Source organism: uncultured Algimonas sp., from assembly GCF_947498175.1.
In the GTDB taxonomy this organism is placed as follows: domain Bacteria; phylum Pseudomonadota; class Alphaproteobacteria; order Caulobacterales; family Maricaulaceae; genus Litorimonas.
The window spans coordinates 72,220-91,058 of record NZ_CANMJB010000002.1 but is presented as its reverse complement, the minus strand read 5'-3'; the positions used below and the strand labels follow the sequence as shown (position 1 = coordinate 91,058).

The 18,839-nt window shown below is 63.6% G+C and carries 12 protein-coding genes; 3 read left to right on the top strand and 9 right to left on the bottom strand.

The genetic code is table 11. From position 1 onward, the window contains the following. Window positions 1-39 precede the first annotated feature (39 nt). Together Q0718_RS02920 and Q0718_RS02915 are read left to right on the top strand one after the other, a co-directional pair. On the top strand, window positions 40-1,395 hold the full coding sequence (locus Q0718_RS02920) for a serine hydrolase domain-containing protein (protein WP_298913198.1): 1,356 nt from the start codon (window positions 40-42) through the stop codon (window positions 1,393-1,395). Window positions 1,396-1,401: 6 nt separating this feature from the next. Then, a complete protein-coding gene (locus tag Q0718_RS02915) occupies window positions 1,402-3,009 on the top strand; it encodes a solute:sodium symporter family transporter (protein WP_298913195.1) in 1,608 nt (535 codons plus the stop codon). Window positions 3,010-3,019: 10 nt separating this feature from the next. Here Q0718_RS02915 and Q0718_RS02910 read toward each other — a convergent pair whose 3' ends face one another. The 3 genes from Q0718_RS02910 to Q0718_RS02900 all read right to left on the bottom strand — a co-directional run bounded on the left by Q0718_RS02910 (window position 3,020) and on the right by Q0718_RS02900 (window position 9,474). Next, entirely contained in the window at window positions 3,020-4,492 is a 1,473-nt protein-coding gene (locus Q0718_RS02910; RefSeq protein WP_298913192.1) for an alkaline phosphatase, read from the bottom strand. A gap of 25 nt (window positions 4,493-4,517) precedes the next feature. Further along, window positions 4,518-6,083 carry an alkaline phosphatase D family protein gene (locus Q0718_RS02905; RefSeq protein ID WP_298913189.1) on the bottom strand — a complete coding sequence of 522 codons (1,566 nt, stop codon included), beginning with the start codon at window positions 6,081-6,083 and terminating at the stop codon, window positions 4,518-4,520. Between the two features lie 88 nt (window positions 6,084-6,171). Continuing rightward, entirely contained in the window at window positions 6,172-9,474 is a 3,303-nt protein-coding gene (locus Q0718_RS02900; protein ID WP_298913186.1) for a TonB-dependent receptor, read from the bottom strand. Window positions 9,475-9,722: 248 nt separating this feature from the next. Here Q0718_RS02900 and Q0718_RS02895 point away from each other — a divergent pair, with 248 nt between their 5' ends. Beyond that, window positions 9,723-10,658: a 2-oxoglutarate and iron-dependent oxygenase domain-containing protein gene (locus Q0718_RS02895; RefSeq protein ID WP_298913183.1), complete on the top strand. Its 936-nt coding sequence runs from the start codon at window positions 9,723-9,725 to the stop codon at window positions 10,656-10,658. A gap of 6 nt (window positions 10,659-10,664) precedes the next feature. Here Q0718_RS02895 and Q0718_RS02890 read toward each other — a convergent pair whose 3' ends face one another. The 6 genes from Q0718_RS02890 to Q0718_RS02865 all read right to left on the bottom strand — a co-directional run bounded on the left by Q0718_RS02890 (window position 10,665) and on the right by Q0718_RS02865 (window position 18,811). Then, complete coding sequence (locus tag Q0718_RS02890) at window positions 10,665-11,906, bottom strand: nucleoside transporter C-terminal domain-containing protein (RefSeq protein ID WP_298913180.1); 1,242 nt, start codon at window positions 11,904-11,906, stop codon at window positions 10,665-10,667. A gap of 60 nt (window positions 11,907-11,966) precedes the next feature. Further along, window positions 11,967-12,647 (bottom strand): hypothetical protein, encoded by a 681-nt coding sequence (locus tag Q0718_RS02885; protein ID WP_298913177.1) that lies wholly within the window; start codon window positions 12,645-12,647, stop codon window positions 11,967-11,969. 105 nt (window positions 12,648-12,752) lie between these two features. Continuing rightward, window positions 12,753-14,921, bottom strand: coding sequence for a hypothetical protein (locus Q0718_RS02880; RefSeq protein ID WP_298913174.1), 2,169 nt, complete (start codon window positions 14,919-14,921; stop codon window positions 12,753-12,755). 10 nt (window positions 14,922-14,931) lie between these two features. Further along, window positions 14,932-17,337: a M56 family metallopeptidase gene (locus Q0718_RS02875; RefSeq protein WP_298913171.1), complete on the bottom strand. Its 2,406-nt coding sequence runs from the start codon at window positions 17,335-17,337 to the stop codon at window positions 14,932-14,934. Window positions 17,338-17,398: 61 nt separating this feature from the next. Continuing rightward, on the bottom strand, window positions 17,399-17,779 hold the full coding sequence (locus Q0718_RS02870) for a BlaI/MecI/CopY family transcriptional regulator (RefSeq protein WP_298913168.1): 381 nt from the start codon (window positions 17,777-17,779) through the stop codon (window positions 17,399-17,401). A 444-nt stretch (window positions 17,780-18,223) separates the two neighbouring features. Further along, window positions 18,224-18,811 carry a biliverdin-producing heme oxygenase gene (locus Q0718_RS02865; protein ID WP_298913165.1) on the bottom strand — a complete coding sequence of 196 codons (588 nt, stop codon included), beginning with the start codon at window positions 18,809-18,811 and terminating at the stop codon, window positions 18,224-18,226. Between the last annotated feature and the right edge of the window lie 28 nt (window positions 18,812-18,839).

The following is an 18,839-nucleotide window of genomic DNA, read 5'->3' as shown; positions in this document are numbered from 1 at the left end:
CGGATAGGCCGAACCGGAACAACTGCAGGGGACACAGGGATGAAGACCAAGCATGTATTGACGACGGGCCTTGCCGTCGCGGTCCTAGGCGCCTGCCAGACATCCCCAGAGGCACCCTTGTCGTCGGAAGTGTGCCAAGTCACGGAGCCGTTCCGGACGACGAAATTCGACAGTGACTTCGAAGCCGACATCGATGCCCTCATGGCGCACATGGTAGAGCGCAACATCGCGCCCGGTGCGGTCGTCCGGATCGACCAGGGCGGGCAGACGGTGTTCAGCCGCGCTTACGGCCATGCCGATCTGGAAGAGGAAAAGCCGATGAAGGAAGACTCGCTCTTCCGCATCTATTCCATGACAAAGGCGATCACGACGGTCGCCGCGCTGCAACTCGTCGAGGACGGCCGGATCGATCTCGACGCGCCGGTTAGCACCTACCTGCCGGCGTTCGAAACCGTGCAGGTCCGCGCCAACGCCGAGGCGACGGAGACCCGCGCCCCGGCGCGCGCACCGACCATACGCGACCTGGTGACCCATATATCGGGTCTGACCTATCGTACGGGGGTCGGTTCCGGCCCCGTTGCCGATCTCTATCTGCAACTGGGCGTGCATGGCGGACCGGGATTAACGGAGGCTCCGGCCAACGGTATGGAACCGGTCGTCGGCAATCAGGCTTTCATCGACCGCATCGTGCAGGCCCCGCTCGTCCATGATCCGGGCACGGCCTTCACCTACTCCAACTCCACCGACGTGCTGGGAATCATTGTTGCGGAAGTCACCGGACAATCGCTGGGGGACTATATGGCGGAGAACATCTTCGCGCCCGCCGGCATGACGGATACGGCGTTCCAGCTCGACCCGGCCCGCACGTCGGACTTCACCAGCCTCTACACGGCGGAAGGTCAGGGGCAGCTGGATCTGAAGATCGACGAATCCAACCCGGTCGAGACGTTCGAGGCGATCACGCCGCAGCGCGTCGATCCGTGGAACCGGTCGCTCTACCTTCTGCCCCAACCCATCGAGTTCGGGGGCGCGGGACTTGTGTCCGACGCCGACGACTATCTGGCGTTCGCCAATGCTCTGCTCGACGGCCGGCTGATCTCGGACGACATGTGGGCGCAGGTTCGCACGGACCAGCTGCCGGAGACCGTGGACCGCAGCGCGACATGGCTTGACGAGCGGACCTTCGGTCTGGGCTTCGCCCTGCGCACCGACCCGACCCGTGACAGGGCCACCTTCCCGCAATGCGGGCTATACTGGTCGGGGGCGGCCTCGACCTATTACTGGATCGATCCGGAAACCGACACGACGGGCGTTCTGATGACGCAAGTGCTGGGCGGGAATGTGCGCGATTATTTCGCCGATCTGGTCGAGATTGTATACGGCGCGCCGGAGTAAACCGCCGTGAGCGGCGCCGACCTCGCCTTCGTCTTGCTGAGCTGTCTCGCCGTGATGGCGACGGTGGCGTGGCTGTCCTACCGGTCGGCGCGGGGCGAGGTCGACACGGCAGACGGATACTTTCTCGCAGGCCGGAACCTTGGCGGGCTGTTCATCGCCGGGTCTCTCCTGCTGACCAATCTGTCGGCGGAACAGCTGATCGGACTGAACGGCTCGGCCTATGGCCACGACATGTCGTCCATGGCCTGGGAGGTCACGGCCGCGATCTCCACCATCGCCATGGCGATGATTTTCCTGCCGCGCTACCTGAAGGGCGCGTTCACCACACTGCCGGAGTTCCTCGCCGAGCGGTTCGATGCGGATGTGCGCCGTTGGTCCGTCATCCTGTTCATGCTCGGCTACGGCCTCGTGACCATTCCGTCCGTGCTCTATTCGGGTTCCCTGGCCGTCATCAAGATCTTCGACGTGCCGGCGCTGCTGGGCTTGAGCGAGTTCGGCGGTCTTGTCGCGACCATATGGGTCATTGGCGGCGTCGGCGCGCTCTATGCGGTGCTGGGCGGGATGAAAGCAGTCGCGGTATCCGATACGATCAACGGGCTGGGACTGCTGCTGATCGGTGGGTTGGTGCTCGGCCTGGGGCTGCACGCACTCGGCGCTGGCGACATGGGCGGCGGCATCCGGCGCCTGCTGACGGACCATCCGGAAAAGCTCAACGCCATCGGCGACGCTCAGGCGCCGACCCCGTTCGGCACGCTTTTCACCGGCATGATCATCGCCAACCTATTCTACTGGTGCACCAATCAATATGTCATTCAGCGCACGCTGGCCGCCCGCAGCCTGGCCGAAGGGCAGAAAGGCGTGCTGCTGTCCGGTTTCTTCAAGATCCTCGTGCCGCTTTTCATGATGATCCCGGGCGTGATCGCCTATCACCTCTACGGCCCCGGCCTGGCGACGATCGACCTCGCCTTCCCGACCCTGGTCCAGGATCTCCTGCCGATATGGTTGATGGGCGCCTTCCTAGCCGTGCTGCTCGGCGCGGTGTTTTCCTCGTTCAACTCGCTGCTCAACAGCGCGGCGACCCTGTTCGTGCTGGATGTGTGGATGCCGACCCGTAAAACGCCGCCGTCGCAGACCCGGATCGTGCGTGTCGCCATGATCGTCGGCGCGGTCATCGCCGTCTTCTCTTTCGCGGTCGCACCGATGCTCTCCCGCGCGCCCGAAGGGCTGTGGCAGATCATCCGCATCTTCACCGGTTTCTACAACATCCCGATCGTCACCATCGTGCTGGCCGGGCTGTTCACAACGCGTGTTCCGGCCGTCGGGGCCAAAGCGGTCATCCTCTTCCACGTCGTCGCCTACGGTCTGACCCGGTTCGTCTTCGCGGACATCGTCACGCTGCACTTCCTTCATCTCTATGCGGTGCTGTTCCTGATCGAAATCGGCATTCTGGCCATCGCAACTTGGCTGGCCCCACGCGGAAATCCGGGGAAACCGCGCGACGCGCACCAGGTGGACCTCGCCCCCTGGCGCTACGCGCGGCCCGTGGCGATGTTGCTGGTCGCCATGGTGATCGGCATCTACCTGCTGTTCTCGCCTCTGGGCATTGCGGCCTGATGGGCGCGCCCTAGTCCAGATCGAGCGCATAGCGGACCACGTCGTGGACGAAGGTCTGCTCCACGACGCCCGAAACGACGAAGCTGCGCGGCCCCTTGGCGTAGATCGCCACATCCTCGCCCGCATGGGTCTCGCTGCCCAGCGGGATGAGCGATTGTTGGCGGTGGTCGTGTTCGGCGACATCGTCGTCGGACAGGAACGGACGCGGACCCTCCATCGCGCCTGGACCGTTTGCGTAGCCCAGCGTGGTGTACGGTTTTCCGTCCCGAGCCAGATAGGGTTCGCCGGTCGGACGCCCCGTCTTGTCGTTGCCCTTCACCAGACCGAGGATCGGATTGCCGCGCGTCGGATAGCCCGCCATGGTGAAGACGTGGCTGTGGTCTGCGGTCACGAGGAGGGTTGTGTCCGCATCGGAAGTCATCCGGTCGGCGACCGCAACGGCTTCGGCGAAGGCGACCGTGTCGGACAGGGCGTTGAAAGCGTTGCCGCCGTGATGGGCATGATCGATGCGGCCCCCTTCCACCATCAGCACGAAGCCCTCGCCGCTTCGAGACAGAAGCTCGATCGCCTTGCGGGTCATCTCCGCCAGCGACGGATCCTTGCCGGGTCCTGTATTCATGGAATCGAATTTCAGGTGGCTGGGCTCGAACAGGCCGAGCACGCGCGAGGCCTGTCCCGGACGCAGCGCATCGAACCCGGCCTGGTCGAACACGACCGTGCCGTCCGGATTTTTGTCCTTCCAGACATCGATCAGGCTGACCCCGTCCATCCGGCGGCCCATCTCGCCCGGATAGTCGGGCATTTCGTCGGCATCGCGCAGGAAGCCGCGCCGGCCGCCGCCCATGGCGACGTCAATGATGTTGGTCTCCACGAACTGGGCGGCGATGTCGCGGCATCCGCCCGCATTCGCATCCACCGACAGCTCGCCGTCATATTCCCAATTGCGTTCGGAGGAATGCGCGTAGGCCGCGGCCGGTGTCGCGTGCGTGATGCGGGTGGAAGTGACGAGGCCGAGCTTCAGGCCGTGCGCCCGCGCCGCGTCCCAGAACGTCTCCAGTTCCCCAGCCTTAACCGCCGCGCAGTCGCCGCGCGCGACCTCGGGACCGACGCCGAGCACGCCCGCGCTCGTCTTCACGCCGGTATACATGGCCGTCGCGGTCCCGGCGGAATCCGGCACTTGCTGGTTGGTGTTGTAGGTCTTGGACAGGGCTGTGTGTGGAAAGGCCTCCCAGGATAGCTGGTTCTCTTCGCCGGTCATGCCCCGCTGCTGGCCTTCGAAAATGCGCGCCGCCGTCACCGTGGAAATGCCCATGCCGTCGCCTATGAACAGGATGACGTTCTTGGCCGGGCTTTTCACTGGCCGATAGTCGATGCGTTCGGCCAGAACGCCCTGCGCCCTTTCATAGGGGGATGCGGTTTGCGTCGTGGCGCAACCGCCCAGGAGAAGCGCGGCGGCGCCTGCCGAAATCATTGTCTTGCGCATTGAAATGTTTCCGTCTCTGGCGGGTTCAGGCTTCGATCACGCCGGGCTTGCCGTTTTCTACGACCCATGTTCCGCGTGTCGTGGCCGGGGATTTCGGGTCGTAGACCGTGTCCATGGCACGTAGGGTCGCGGTCCAGCGGTCCTTGGTGACGTCCATGACAGTATGGCCGCGTTCGCGGTCGTCGAAGAACTTGATGTGCGGATTGTCCGGCAGCATCCGGCTGAACCGGCCATAGGCATAGCTGTGCGACGTGATCGATGTCGTCACGAATTCCGAACCCACGACCGGCGAGGCCGGATCGTTGAAGCGCGGTTTCAGATCGCCGACCCACCAGCTGTGCATGTCGCCCCCGATGCTGATGAAATTGTCGGGCTTGCGGCGCTCCACCATGTCGAGCAAGCGCTCGCGCGTCGGCGCATAGCCGTCCCAGCCATCGCTCCACGATCCGGGGTTGCCGTCGCGGTCGAACTGGTTCAGCCGCCCGAACAGGGTCGGCTGGGCCAGCACTTCCCAGCGCGCTCCCGACCGGCCGATGGCGCGCAGAATGTCGCGTTCTTGCGCCTCGCCGAACATTGAACGGGCCGGATCGAGAAGCGCGTCGCAGCTGACCAGTTGCGCGCCGCCGTCGTCGGGCATCTGGCACGCCTGATCGTCGCGGTACTGGCGCGCATCCGTCAACGTGATCGACAGCAGGTCGCCCCACTGGAACTGGTCGTGGAAATGCATGAAGGCCCCGCGGGGACGAGACCGGGCGCGCACGGGCATGTGTTCGTAATAGGCCTGGTAGGCGGCGGCGCGGCGCGCGCGCATCGCCTCGGGCGCCATGTAGTTTTCGTCGTTGAACCCGGCATAGTCGTTCACGACCTCATGATCATCCCAGATCATCAGCCAGGGTGCGCGGCGATGCGCCTCCTGCAGCGACGGGTCGAGCTTGTACTGCGCATGCAGGCGGCGATAGTCGCCGAGGCTCAGCGCTTCGACCTCGACCTGGCGGCGCACCTGCGGACCCCAGCTGGCCTCGTAGATATAGTCGCCCATGTGCAGGACGAAGTCGGGATCCATCTCCAGCAGATCGTCATAGGCGTTGAAGAAGCCCTGCTCGAAATGCTGGCAGGTGACGACGCCGAAACGCGCGCGGTCGACCGGCGCCAGATAGGTCGGCGCGGTCCGGGACAGTCCGGTCGGGCTTTTCTGGCCATCCGCGATGAAGCGGTAGAAATAGGGCCGCCCGGGTCGCAGGCCCGCCACTTCGACATGCACACTATGCGTCCAGTCGGCGACAGCGCGGCGCCGGCCGCGGCGCACGATGCGCGAGAACCCTTCGTCCTCCGCCACTTCCCAATCGACGTCGATCGAGCCCGGTAACGGATCGTCCAGCGCCAGCGGGTCCGGCACGAGCCGCGTCCAGATCACGAACCCGTCCGACAGCGGATCCCCGCTCGCCACGCCGAGCGGGAACAGCGTGTCCTCGCCCAGGGAGCCGCGCCCGTGAGACAGCTTCGCCGGAGCCGCCAAACCCGTCGTCTGGCAAGCCGCCAAACCGGCCGTCCCGGCCAGCGAAGCGAGAAGTGTGCGACGATCGAATGTCATGGACGGTCCTTCGGGCAAGTCGCTCACCCGCTAACAAAAAGGCCCGCCTCCGGAAAGGCGGGCCTTGGTAAAGATGTGCGGAGGGTCGCTAGAATTCGTAGCGGATACCAGCACGAATCTCATAAACGGATCTGAACAACTGCTGGAAGTTGGCATCCCGGTCACGGAAGCTGTTGTAACGATAGACGCAATCTCCGGCGTTGATACAGGTCGTGCGTGGCGCATCGCCTTCAAGCGCGGTTGCACCATCAACACCATTGGCCGCGACGTCTGTCGCACTCACTAGATCCGCGCGAACGACGCCGTTCGCATCGAAGCGGGGGCCATTGTACTGCGTTCCCCAATCACTGTTCAGCAAGTTGGCAATATTGTTGATGTCGAGAACGAACTTCAATTTATTCTCGCCGAGGAACTTTTCGGCTTGCTTATTGAAGAACGGAATTTCCTGCTGCCACTGGAAATCCCATTGCTGGTTCCATGTCGAATTGCCTTCGTTCTTGTCTTGCAATCCAGCCGAAAGCCCTTCCCGATTTACGAAGTCGATAAAGTCTGCCTGGTTGAAGCCTGATGCCACGACGACGTTCGGGTCGTTAATGGCACCGCCAGAGATCGCCGGAATATACAGCAAGTCGTTGTCACGCGGGCTTTCACGGTCGCCAGAGCGCCCAAACAACGCATTGCTGCGATCGACATCGAATGTATAGCTGAAAGGCTCACCCGACGTAATATTGCCGAACAGCGAGAAACGGGACTCCAGGCCCGCGATTAGATCGCGTTGAAATGTCAAACCCACTTTGAAGGCATGCTCGGTCTCATAGACTGCACGTCCCGGAACTGGGAAATTGCGGTTAATGTCCTGTGTGCCCCTGAAGTTCGATATGCCCCGTGAGGAACTACCAGGCGTTGCGGATTCAATATCCTGGTAAGCGTAGGATATATAACCGCTAAGTCCAAAGTCCCAATCCTTTGCCAGTGATGCCGTATAAACCCAGCTTTCGCCTTGATCGACATTGGTCAAGGCGATGACGTTGTTCAGACGAAGTGCGTCGAGATCCGCATAGATCGGACGTCCGTCAGGCGCAGTTCCTGTCGGTAGTGCTTCGGGATTCCGAATTTGTGCGATGTTCTGCCAGCCAAAACCGTTCTGGCTGTCCGTATACAGCACTTGTGCGCTGAATGTGTAGTCGTCACCGAGATTGAAATCGCCGAAGTTAAGATTAAAGCCCTGATCCAGACGCAGACTAGCCTTTAAATCGGACGGGGTCTTGAAGTTTGGCGCAATGATGTCGATGGGGCCAGGGTCATTGGCATCGTTGGCCGTTGCGAGATCGATCAGAGCTTGGGGCGTTCCATCGGCGGGGCTTCCGACGGCGAAATTGTTCAAGCGCGAGAAGAAAACCGGCGGAGTGAATGCGTTCGAGGTCCAGACTTTCGGATCGCCGCCGCCATAAACGCCGAAACCACCGGTCAGCGTCGTGCGATCGAGCGCATTCCACTCGAACGAAAAGCGTGGCATGACTAGGTCGTTGCCATCCAGGTTCAACGTGTTGGGAATGCCGTAGAGTTGCTGAACGAACGTACGTTCTGCCGGAATGTCGTCCTGCATGATGCGTTCGTACCGCACACCGCCGTCAACGCGGAGATTCGGGGTGACCTGCCAGCTGTCCTGAAGGAACAGGGCAATCTGATCGTAGCCCCATTCGGCCAAGGTATCGGCGCGGTTTCCGGATTGGGGCAGACGAACGGAAGCCGTCTGAGCGATGCCGTTCTGCAGTCCGTCAATACTGTCGAAGAAAAACGTGCCAACAGAGTTTTGCGCGAAAAGGTTTGCCAGTTGGTAGTTCTGGAATTCCGCACCGAATGTGAGCAAGTGATCGTCAGCTGTCAGGCGGCCTACGCCCTGAATTTGCAGGCGTTCGTCAGAAAATGTGTTGCCCTGCCTGAATTCATCGCATCCGCCTTCAAATTCCACTTCGCCTGCGGTGTCCTCGATGAAACCTTCTAGAGACGTTCCAACCAGATCGGCGGTAGACAGCTCGATCGTTACAGCACCCACGCCGGATCCCGCCCGACAATTCTGCTCTTGGTCGAATTCCTTGTAATTAACACGCAACTCCGTCGAGAAATCCTCGGTCCAGTCAGAGAAGAGCTGCCCGGAATAAGCCGTCAATTCGCTCGGAGAATCGTAATAGGCTGTGCTGAAAGTCCGGCTTCCGACATTATTGACCTGATCTTCCTGCGTATTTTGATATGTGAAGGCAGCCCTATGGAAATCATTAATATTCCAGTCTATCTTTCCAAGCATGCGTTCCGACTTGACCGGGTTCGATAGACTCAATGGCCTTTCCCCAATGTCGTAGCCAAGGCCTGTCTGAACGATATTTGCCAACGCAGGGAAGATGGCCGGGTCAAGACCCGTATTTCTATCATTTTGAGAAAATTCTGCACCTGATGCGGATTTGAACTCGTCGTAAGAAGCTAGGAAGAATAGCTTGTCCTTAACGATGGGGCCGCGAAGAACGAAGCCATATTCCTCTTCATCGAATGGGATGACGGGAACGGTTACGCGCTCGCCTTCGTCGTTTTCCGTCTCATCACCGAAAAAATCCTCATTCTGTTTATAGAAATAGAGGACACCATCGAACTCATTGGTGCCGGACTTCGTCACGACGTTGACGAGTCCCCCCGTAAAGCCGGATTGGGTGACAGAATAGTCGGTCGCCACGACGGTTGCGCTTTCTATCACATCCAAAGAGATGGGAGAGCGCCGTGTGGCATAGGTTGATTGACCAAGACCGAAATCGGCCTGTTGAAGCGAGCCGTCGATAGAAAGGGCGTTAAAGCGTGGATTGGCGCCCGCGATCGAAAGGATTCCCACACCTGTCGAGTTAGCGAGCGGGTCGCGCACCAATGTCGCGATCAGATCTCGCGTAGCGGAAGGCTGGCCAATAATTTCTTCATTGGAAAACGCAGAGCCCAACCCATCTCCGATGTCGGTCGTGTCTACACGTGTGCCCGTGACGACGACTTCATCTTGCAGACCCGATACCACGAGTTGGAACGAATTCGTCGATGGTAGGAGACGCACGTTCTCCCGGAGCAAATTGCCTTCCGCAGACGTAATGCTGATCGTATAGGGTCCACCGACCAACAGGCCAGTCTCGAAGAAGGTTCCATTGGCCGATGTCGTAGCGCGATCGACACGGCCTGTTGGCAGGTAGGTAATCGTGACGTTCGCGTCTGCTACGGGTAGACCCGTGTTCGTACGAACGACGCCATTCACGGAAGAAGCCGTCACCTGCGCTTGCGCGATCGTCGGGATGAGGGCGGTGGCGGCGAGGGTGCTGGTGCCGAGCAGGAAGGCTGCGCCGAGGGAGAGGCGTGTGGACATTGGAAGACACTCCGAAGGTCTGTTTTTGTAAGTGGAAGCGTGTTGTTCGTTGCGGCGAAACGGGAGGATCCCGCCTCGCATTGCGGCGGCCCGTAGCAGCGCTTTCCAACACTTATATGACAGGGCTGCAATGTATCGGGAGAAACGTTTCGATGTTGCAATAAGGCCACAGTCGCGGCTGGCCTTTCGCGTGCGGGGCGCTATGGGAGGACGAAACGCGCGGATTCAAGACCGAAAGGACGCCTCCCATGACCCAACCCCGGATCGCGGAACTGGATTTCCGGGACCATGCCGGCGACCCTGCGGCGTTCGGGCGCAGGCTGGTGGACGGCATGCGGGAGACGGGTTTCATCGTCATCCGCAACCATGCGCTTCCCCAGCCCGCGATCGAAGCCGCGCAAGCGGCCAGCGAGACTTTCTTCGCCCTGCCTGAGGCCGCCAAGACCCGCTACGCCTTGCCGGAGCATCATTTCCAGCGCGGCTATTCCCCGTTCGGCCAGGAGTCCGCCAAGGGGCGCGACGCGCCGGACCTGAAGGAGTTCTGGCATGTCGGCCGGTCCACCATTCCCGGCCTGCCCGGCACGCCGTCCGTCGGCGAAGTGCCGGAGTTCGATTCGGCCGGCCGGACCCTGTTCGACGCCATGGACGATTTCGCCCGCACGCTGATGGTCGCCATCGGCAAGACGCTGGACATGACGCCCGAAGCGCTGCGCGCGGCGCTGGAGAACGGCAATTCGATCCTGCGGCTGCTTCACTATCCGCCCATGCCGGAGCGCCCCGGATCCGCTACGGGATCATCCGTCCGCGCGGCCGAGCATGAGGACATCAACCTGCTGACGCTGTTGCTGGGCGCCGAGGAGGCCGGGCTGGAGGTCAAGCACCGGAGCGGCGTGTGGCTGCCGATCAATGCGCCGGCCGGATCGCTGGTTGTCAATGCCGGCGACATGCTCGACCGGCTCACGGGCGGCGTCATCCCCTCGACCACGCACCGGGTCGTCAACCCGACCACGGACCGTTCGCCCCATTCGCGCTATTCCATGCCGTTCTTCCTGCATCCGGCCAACGACTTTCCGCTGGAGGCGCTGCCCTCGTGCCTGGAGATGGGCGGCAAGGCCAAAGACCCCATCACGGCGCGCGGCTATCTGGACGAGCGGCTGCGCGAGATCGGGCTGGCGAAAGCGTAAACCGGCTTAAAGCCCGACCAGGATCCCGGCGAGCGCGGCGCTCATCAGATTGGCGAGGCTCGCGGCGAAGACCGCCTTCAGGCCCATGCGCGCGATCTCGGGTTTGCGCTCCGGAATGATGGTGCCCAGACCGCCCAGCAGGATGCCGATCGATGCGAAATTGGCGAAGCCGCATACCGCAAAGGTCATGATCGTCTGCGTGCGTTCCGACAAACCGTCCTGGACGTCGGCCAGGCTGAGATAGGCGATGAATTCGTTCAGCACGATCTTTTCGCCGAAAATCGATCCGGCGATGCGCGCTTCGTCCCACGGCACGCCGATCGACCACATCAAGGGTGCGAACAGGACGCCGAGAATGGATTGCAGGCTCAGATCGTCCGCGCCGAACAGACCGCCCGCCCAGCCGAGCATGCCATTGACCATCGCGATCAGCGACACGAAGGCGATCAGCATGGCCGCGACGGCAATGGCGATCTGGACGCCGTTCTGCGCACCGTTCGCGGCTGCCAGGAAGACATTGGAATATTCGCGCTCGTGCCCTTTGTCCATTTCGGGTTCCGGGTCCTCGACCGGTCCGGCCGCCAATGCGCGGGGTTCCGGCATGAAGATGTTGGCCATCATCAATCCGGCGGGCGCGCTCATGAAAGCGGCGGCGATAAGGTAGTCGGCGCTGATGCCCAGCGCGATGTAACCCGCCATGACGGACCCGGCGATGGAGGCCAGGCCCGACACCATGATGGTGAACAGCTCGAAGCGTGAGATCTTGCCCAGATAGGGCTTGAGCGACAGCGGCGCCTCGACCTGCCCAACGAAGATGTTGGCCACCACGTTCAGGCTGGCGATCGGCCGGGTGCCGGTCACGAACCGGATGAAGCGACCGCCCCATTTCACGATGAAGGGCATGACGCGCAGATGGTACAGCACCTCCATCAGTGCGGCGAAGAAGATGATGACGGGCAGGACGCGGGTGAAGAAGATGAAGCCCAACTGGTCCGGATCGCCGAGCGGCCCGAAGATCATCATGATCCCGGCGTCCGAATAGGACAGCAGCGTGCTCATTCCGTTCGCGGCCGTCGCCAGTGCGGCCTGCCCGAACGGGATGTAGAGGACCAGCACCGCGATCGCGACCTGGAGCGCGAAACAGGCTCCGACGATGCGCAGAGAAATGGAGCGGCGGTCGCTGGAAAACAGCACCGCGATGGCGAACAGCACGACGACGCCGAACAGCCCGAAGGCAGGATGATCCATGAACATATCCCCTTGCGCCGCGACCGTCCGGCCGGACAGGACACGCATCGATGGCGTGCCCTAGCCGCTCCCGGCGACCAGTTCCAGAACCCGTTCCACCGCACCGTCCGGATCGGCCAGAATATCCTGCGCCGCCATCACCAGATCGGCATGACGGGCGGACGGGCGCACATGCGCCTCGTGCGCGGGAAAGACCTGCCCGGTCAGCTGCTGACGCACGAAAGCGATATCGCGCCCGCGCTCTTCCACGTCGCGGCGTTCGCGCCGGGCCTGGCGCAGCACTTCGGGGCAGCGCACATAGAGGCTGGCATGACCCAGCGCGACGATGGAGGGCTGCGTCAGCACGAGCGTCCCGTCCACGATCAGCGTGTCGCCCTGTGGCTCGAGCGGTTCGTAACCCCGGCGCGCGGAGACGGAGAAGTCGTAGACCGGAATGTCGGCCGTGCGGCCCGCCTGCAGCGTGGTCACGACGCGGGCCATTTCCGCCCAGTCGATGGCGTAAGGCTGGTCGAAATCGAAAGCGTGTCGGTCGGCGGCGCTGCCAGAGGGCCGGTCGTGGTAGAAGGCGTCCTGCGGCACCAGTGTGGCAGCCGGCAGGGCTTCGCGCACGCGTTCCGCCAGCCACGTCTTGCCGGAGGCGCTGCCGCCCGCGATCAGCAACGTCTTCATCCCGACCTCTTGCCCTACCTGCCAGACTGGCGCGTTCGCGCGTTCATAAAGCAGGCCCGGCGCGGACGCCATGGGACAGTTCCGGATTCAGGCGTAGGGATTGCATGACGCAGACGGTCTGGGCGGTCTGGGCGGTCTGGGCGGTCTGGGCGGTCTGGGCGGTCTGGGCGGTCCGCGCTAGAAGCTGCCCTCGACGGACAGGCTCAAGATCGGTCCGAAATTGTATTTGATCTCTTCGGTCTGCCGCACGATCCCGGCGTCGCGGCGACCGTCGAACCGCGTGCGCTCGAAGAACTCCTCATTGCCCAGCACATTGAATAGTGTCGCGCGCAAGGTCAGCCCGGCGACGTCCTTGTGTTCGACGAACAGACTGGAATTCGGCCCGTCCACGCCGTTGCGGTCGATCGAGAACAGCCGGAACCGCTCCGCCGAGATGAAACGCGACACGGACCCGCCATAGGCCCAGTCCGTCCCGGTGACGTCATGGCGGTATTCCACGTCATAGGCGATTTCCTTGTCGCCGTTGAGGCGTCGCGGAAAGCCCAGCAGCGGATCGTCGACGGAGGAGTCGCGCCAGTCGAACTCGATGTTCAACTCCGTGCCCGGCAAGCCCCACCGGTCGCCCTTGATCGTGGAGACGATATCGAAGCCATAACGATGGGCCTTGCCGATATTGCCGACCGCATCGCCGTCCGTCCCGACCGGAATGCGGTCGACCGTGTCGGAAATCACGGCGCCGTAGAACTCGATCCGGAACGTGTTGCCGTCGCCGAAGTCCTTGTCGAATTCCACGCTGCCCAGCCAGCTCTGCGACGGGACCAGGTCGAAATTCGACGTCCGGTTCAGATTGTCTTCCAGATCCACGGCCGCGACGAAGTCGAAGAAGTTGAGCTGTCCGACTTCGCGCTCCAGCCGCGCGCGGATGTCGAAACTGTCGTCCACCTTATAGGTGGACGACACGAAGCCCTTGGGCCGGACGAATTCGCGCGCTTCCGTCTGGGGACCCGTGAGGCGCGACTGCGACAGGCTGGAATATTCCACTCCGGCCGACGCCTGCAGGTCGAGGCGCGGCCCCAGCGGGCGGCTGTGGGTCAAAGACGCTTCCGCCCGGTCCTCGCTGACGTTGAACGCCGACAGGCCCTGGCCCTCCAGAACGCCGCCTGGTCTGCGCAGGAAGAGCTGCTGCTCGACATCGAGCTCGTTAAAGGCGCCTTCCGCGGCGATCTGCCAATCGCGCCCTTCCGACGGGCTCCAGCCATATTCGGCCCGGCCGATCACCTCCGTTTCCTCGGCCTCTTGGTCGAACCGGCTGGCGCCGAGGAAGCCGGTTCGAGGGCTCGTGCGCGAAAAGCTGTTGAAAGTGGGCGAACTTTCCCGGTCCAGCACGCCGATGAATTTGAGGGTGCCCGACAGGACCGGAAATTCGTAATCCGCATCCATCTCCAGGTTCCACTCGTCCTCGCCCCGGCCGGAGAAGGTCAGCGTGTCGTCGCCAGCCGACGTGACCGGCGTGCGGACCGCGCGCGCGGACCGGCTGAAATTGAACTGCCAGTATTCGGCGTTCAGATTGGCCTTGTGGTCGGGTCTCGGCGTCCAGCCAAGATTAAGCGCGGCGCCGGGCTGCGGCGCGCCGTTCTGAAAGTCTTCGTCGCGCGTCTCGAAGAGAACGCCGTCCGCGTTTCGCAGCGTTTCCGTCGCCCGCGCGCCGGACCGGAAGCCATAGTCGCGCAAGGTCAGCGCATAGGTCAGGCCGCCCGCCTCGCCGAGCTCGCCGGACAAGGTCAGCTCACCATTGGTCAGATTGGGTTCCAGCCTGCGGCGGAATTGCGGGTTCCACTCCCAAGTGCCTTTCAGGGCGCGCGTGCGCTCCACGGTCACGTCGGCCACCTGGCCGGAGAGTCCCGGGATGGACAAGGTCGCGCCGTCGCGGATGCGGATCTCCACCACGCTCTCGGCCTGGATCTGGGACAGCTGGTCGAACGGATCGGTCTTGCCGGTCAGCCGCTCGCCATTGATCAGGATGTTCGCTCCGCCCTGGCCGAGGCCGCGCCGACCCGTATCGCCGCGCGTGATCTGGAAGCCCGGAATGCGCCGCACCATGTCCAGCGCAGTCCGCGGGACGTAGAGCGCGAAATAATCCGCCGGGTAGGCATTGTCCGCCGGAGCGGGAGGCACGGTTTGACCCGTGCCTCCCTCCGTCGTCCGCGCATCGGCCTGAAGGGTATCGACGGTCTGCGCGGCGGCGGTGACTGAAACGGCTTGGGAAACGATCAGGCCCGCGAAAAGCCCGGAAATCAGGCAAGGGGATCCCGTTGCCGCCAGAAGCGGCCTGTTGAAGATGGACATGGAAAGGGCCTTACTGGGTGTGTTTGTAACCGGCGGTGGAGACCGTGATGGTTACCCCGTCTTCGTGGGTTTTCTCGATGGCATTGCCGGAAAAGGTCGTGCTCATCGTACCCGGTCGCAACCGGATGTCGATGCAGTCTTCGAGACGGAAGCCGGCCCGCCGGAATATCTCCGCATAGCGAGCGGACACGGCCTGACCAACCTCGCGACCCTGGACTTCGAAGACCCCGTCGCTCAGAGACACTTTGGCTGCGCTGTTCCTGTTCGGGATCAAGCCGTCGGACACCAGGGCCTCGACCAAGTCGGCATGGAACGATTCCATGTCCATCTGGCGGCCGTTCATCATGAGCGTGCCGTTCGAGGCCTCGATATGTTTCGCCTGGGTCTTCCGCGCCCTGCTCTGGGCCCGCGCTTTCTCGCGTTGCGCCCTGTCCTTGGCACGCTGGGCCCGCGCTTTCTCGCGCTTTGCTTCGCCCTTGGCACGTTCGGCGCGCGCCTTTTCGTGCTGCGCCCTGTCCCTGGCCCTTTCGGCAAGGGAGGCTTCGCGGTCCACCTGGGCTTTGGCCCGGTCGGCTTCGCGGTCCACCTGGGCTTTGGCCCGGTCGGCTTCGCCTTTGAGATGGTCAAGCGACTGCTCGACCGATCGCAGGGCCTGCTCGCGGATGGCGTCAGTGTCCACATTCACCCATTTCCGAACCATCGCCTCGGCATGATCTTCGGAGACGGTCTCGACGATTTCGGCCCAGTCCTCCATCTTCTCGCCCCAGGCTTCCATCTTCGCTTCCCAGTCGCCTTCGAAGCGGGCCTCGACCTCGTCCTCCCACGCCTCCATGCGCCATTCCCAGTCGGCGTCGAAGCTGTCCTCGAACCGCTCGGACCAGTCTTCCATCTTCTCGCTCCAAGCCTCCATCGCGGTTTCGAACGCCACTTCGCTGCCATAGTCGGCGAAATCGGGCGCGGGCGGGGCCGGCTCGTTCGGAACGTCGGGCATTTGCGGCATGGGGGGCATATCGGGCATAGGCGGCATGACCGGCATCGGCGGAATGACGCCCGGAGGGGCGATCCACACGTTCTGGGAGTCACTTCCGACCGAGACGACCGGCGGAACGACGCTCGGAGGGGTGGTCCAGACCTTCGGCGCGTCGGTCCTGGTCGAGACGACCGCGTTCGCGGCGTCGGCCAGCACGACCGTGTCGGGCAGACCTTCGGCGGAGTGGCCCTCGGAGGAAAGACCTTGCGCGGACTGACCGGTCGCCGCGGCGTCGGCTTGCGGTTGCGCCATCGACACGGTGCCGCAGGCGGCCGTGCCCAGCATCAGGGCCGAGACGGCCGCGGCCGACAGGCGGTTGGAGGCGCGGCGCGGCGCTGGCTGTCCCATCAGGCGGTTCAGGCGCGCCAGCAACGGGCCACCATCCCCCGATCCACCTGCCCCCGGTCCGCCAGCCCCGGCGCCGCCATCGGCCGCCATGGCCAGCGCGGCGTTCGGCGCCATGTCGCGCGCCATCGGCCGTTCTGCGCCCAGACGCAAGGCGGCGAGCCCGCGCACCAGCGCGTCCGGTGCGCCGGTGACGGACACCGCCACGTCGTCACAGGCCTGTTCGCGGTCCTCGTCGATCTGACGCGACATGAGGATCACGGCCGGGTTGAAATAGAGCACGGTGCGGATCGCCGTCTGGATCAGTCCCATCAGGAAGTCGTGTCGGCGGATATGCGCCAGTTCGTGCAGCAATATGGCTTCGACCTGCGCGGGCGGAAGCGACGTCAGGAACCCGAGCGGCACCAGCACGACCGGACGCCAGGCGCCGACCGTCATCGGCCCCGCGACCCGGTCCGACACGAAGAGACGCACACGCGCGGTCGCCCGGCTGCGGGCGATCAGAGCGTCGAACCGCGCGGTCCAGCGGTCGCCGGGCGTGCGCAGACCCTGCGTCGCCAGTTCGCGCGTCAGCGCCCAGGCACGGTAGGCCTGCAGGCCGAGAAAGACGAAACCGACCGCCCAGATCATGCCGAGCCACGGCACGATGGCCGCGGCCAGGTCGCCCTGCGGTCCAGCAACGGGCAACACGTTGAAGCTCATGCCGGTCATGCCGACCGATGCGGCGTCGCCGAGGCCTGCACCGGCGTGGCCCATATCGGCTGGGCCCATGTCGGCTGGGCCCGCCCCGGCCGGGCTTGCAAACGTGATGGGCGTCCAGCTTGCGGCGTGGCGGTAGGTCAGAACGACGAAGGTCGCCAGGAAGGCGGCCAGCGTCGCGACCAGACCGCCCATGCCGATCAGATAGCCGAGCCAGGCGCGACGCGGCGTCGCCAGCGTCCGCAGCAGCCAGACGACAAGCCCGATCAGCGCGCCTTGCCAGAGACTGTGCAGGATTGCCCAGCCGAGCGCGTCCCAAAGTGCGGTAATGTTGAGCGACATGGCGTCTTCCCCTTATGTCCTGTCCGCCCGGTCCTTCGGGCGGTTCTAGAGCGCGATGCGCTTATGTCTTGTCGAGCTTTTCGAGGAACTCCCGGATCTTCTCGATATCGTCCGGGCTGGCCTTGTCGGTGCCGAGCGCGTGCATCACCAGATCGGGCACGGAATCCTCGAACGCCGTCTTGACGAAGCGGTCGAACAGCCGCGACTTGGTGGACGCCTCGTCCACGGCCGCGCTGTAATCGTAGGATTTTCCCTCGCCCGGCACGCGGGTGACGAGGCCCTTGTCGTGCATGCGCTGGATCTGCTTGAGCGTCGTCGTGTATCCGACGGATTTGGTCTGGCTGAGACGTTCGTGAATGGCCTTCACGCTGCAGGGCTCATGCTCCCACAGCACTTGGAGGATGGCGGTTTCGGCCGGAGACGGTTTGGCGATCGATGTCATGCCCGCCTGTTAGACGACAGGTGTCGTGATGTAAACCCCATAACGACGCCTGTCGTAAGTTTAATTCCCGCATGGGCTCACGCCGTAATGGATTGGCGGTCCGGCAGTCATTCGTGTGAGACAGCCCGGCGCTTCCGGTCGCTTGACCGGCGACGCCGCAAACCGATCCGAAAAGCCAACTCCGCGAGATCGGCGGGCGCGTCCGGAAGCTATCTCAAGCCGCCCAGTCGACTTGCGATGTGCGGGGAAGTTCCTTGGCGAGGCCCTTCATCATGGTCGGATAGCTGTGACGGGGCATGCTCGGCCGGGCGAGGAAGGCCGCGTATCAGTTTCGCAGGTGCGGCTCCATGTCGATCCTCTCGATATCGCTCAGCCCCTTGCCACGCCGCCCGTCAACGTGCCGATGGCTAGGGGCACCGGCAGCGCGGCAGGGGGATCCGCTCATCAGTCGCTCGTCTTCGGCCCGACCCCGGCGGACTGAGGCGGAGCGGCCGGACGGCCACCCCCGCCCCGACCGATCCCCAGCTCCGTCGCGGCCCGGTCATAGGCTTCGAACACCCGGTTCGCCGACGCCACGACATGGTCGGCGTCGATGGCGGCCGGGTCCGCCGCCTTCATTTCCGCCAGCAGGTCCGGCCAGGCGCGACTGTCCAGATTGGCCTGCAGGTAGCGTCCGGCGGCACGGACCTGCGGGTCGCGTGCTTGCATCCAGTCTCTGTGAAGCAGCCGCGCCCCCATATGGCTGCCCGACACGACGTAGCGGTAGCCCAGCGGATGGACGCCCTGCGCGCCCGGCGGGTCCGTCCAGACCGGACGGGCCGTGCCGAGCGCATCGAGATCGCGCCTCAGCTCCGGCAGGAACTCCAACCTCTCGTCCGCCAGGGCGCCGAACAGGCTTTGCACCAGGTAATGCGCCGACAGGAGCTTCGACAGGCCGCCCACGGTCGTCAGGTCGAGCGAACCCATGCGCGCATCGATGCGATTGTGGCTGTCCGCCGTGTCCCGGCGCAATCTTTGTCTCAATTCGCTCACGACCGTGGCCTATAGCGCTTGGCGGGCG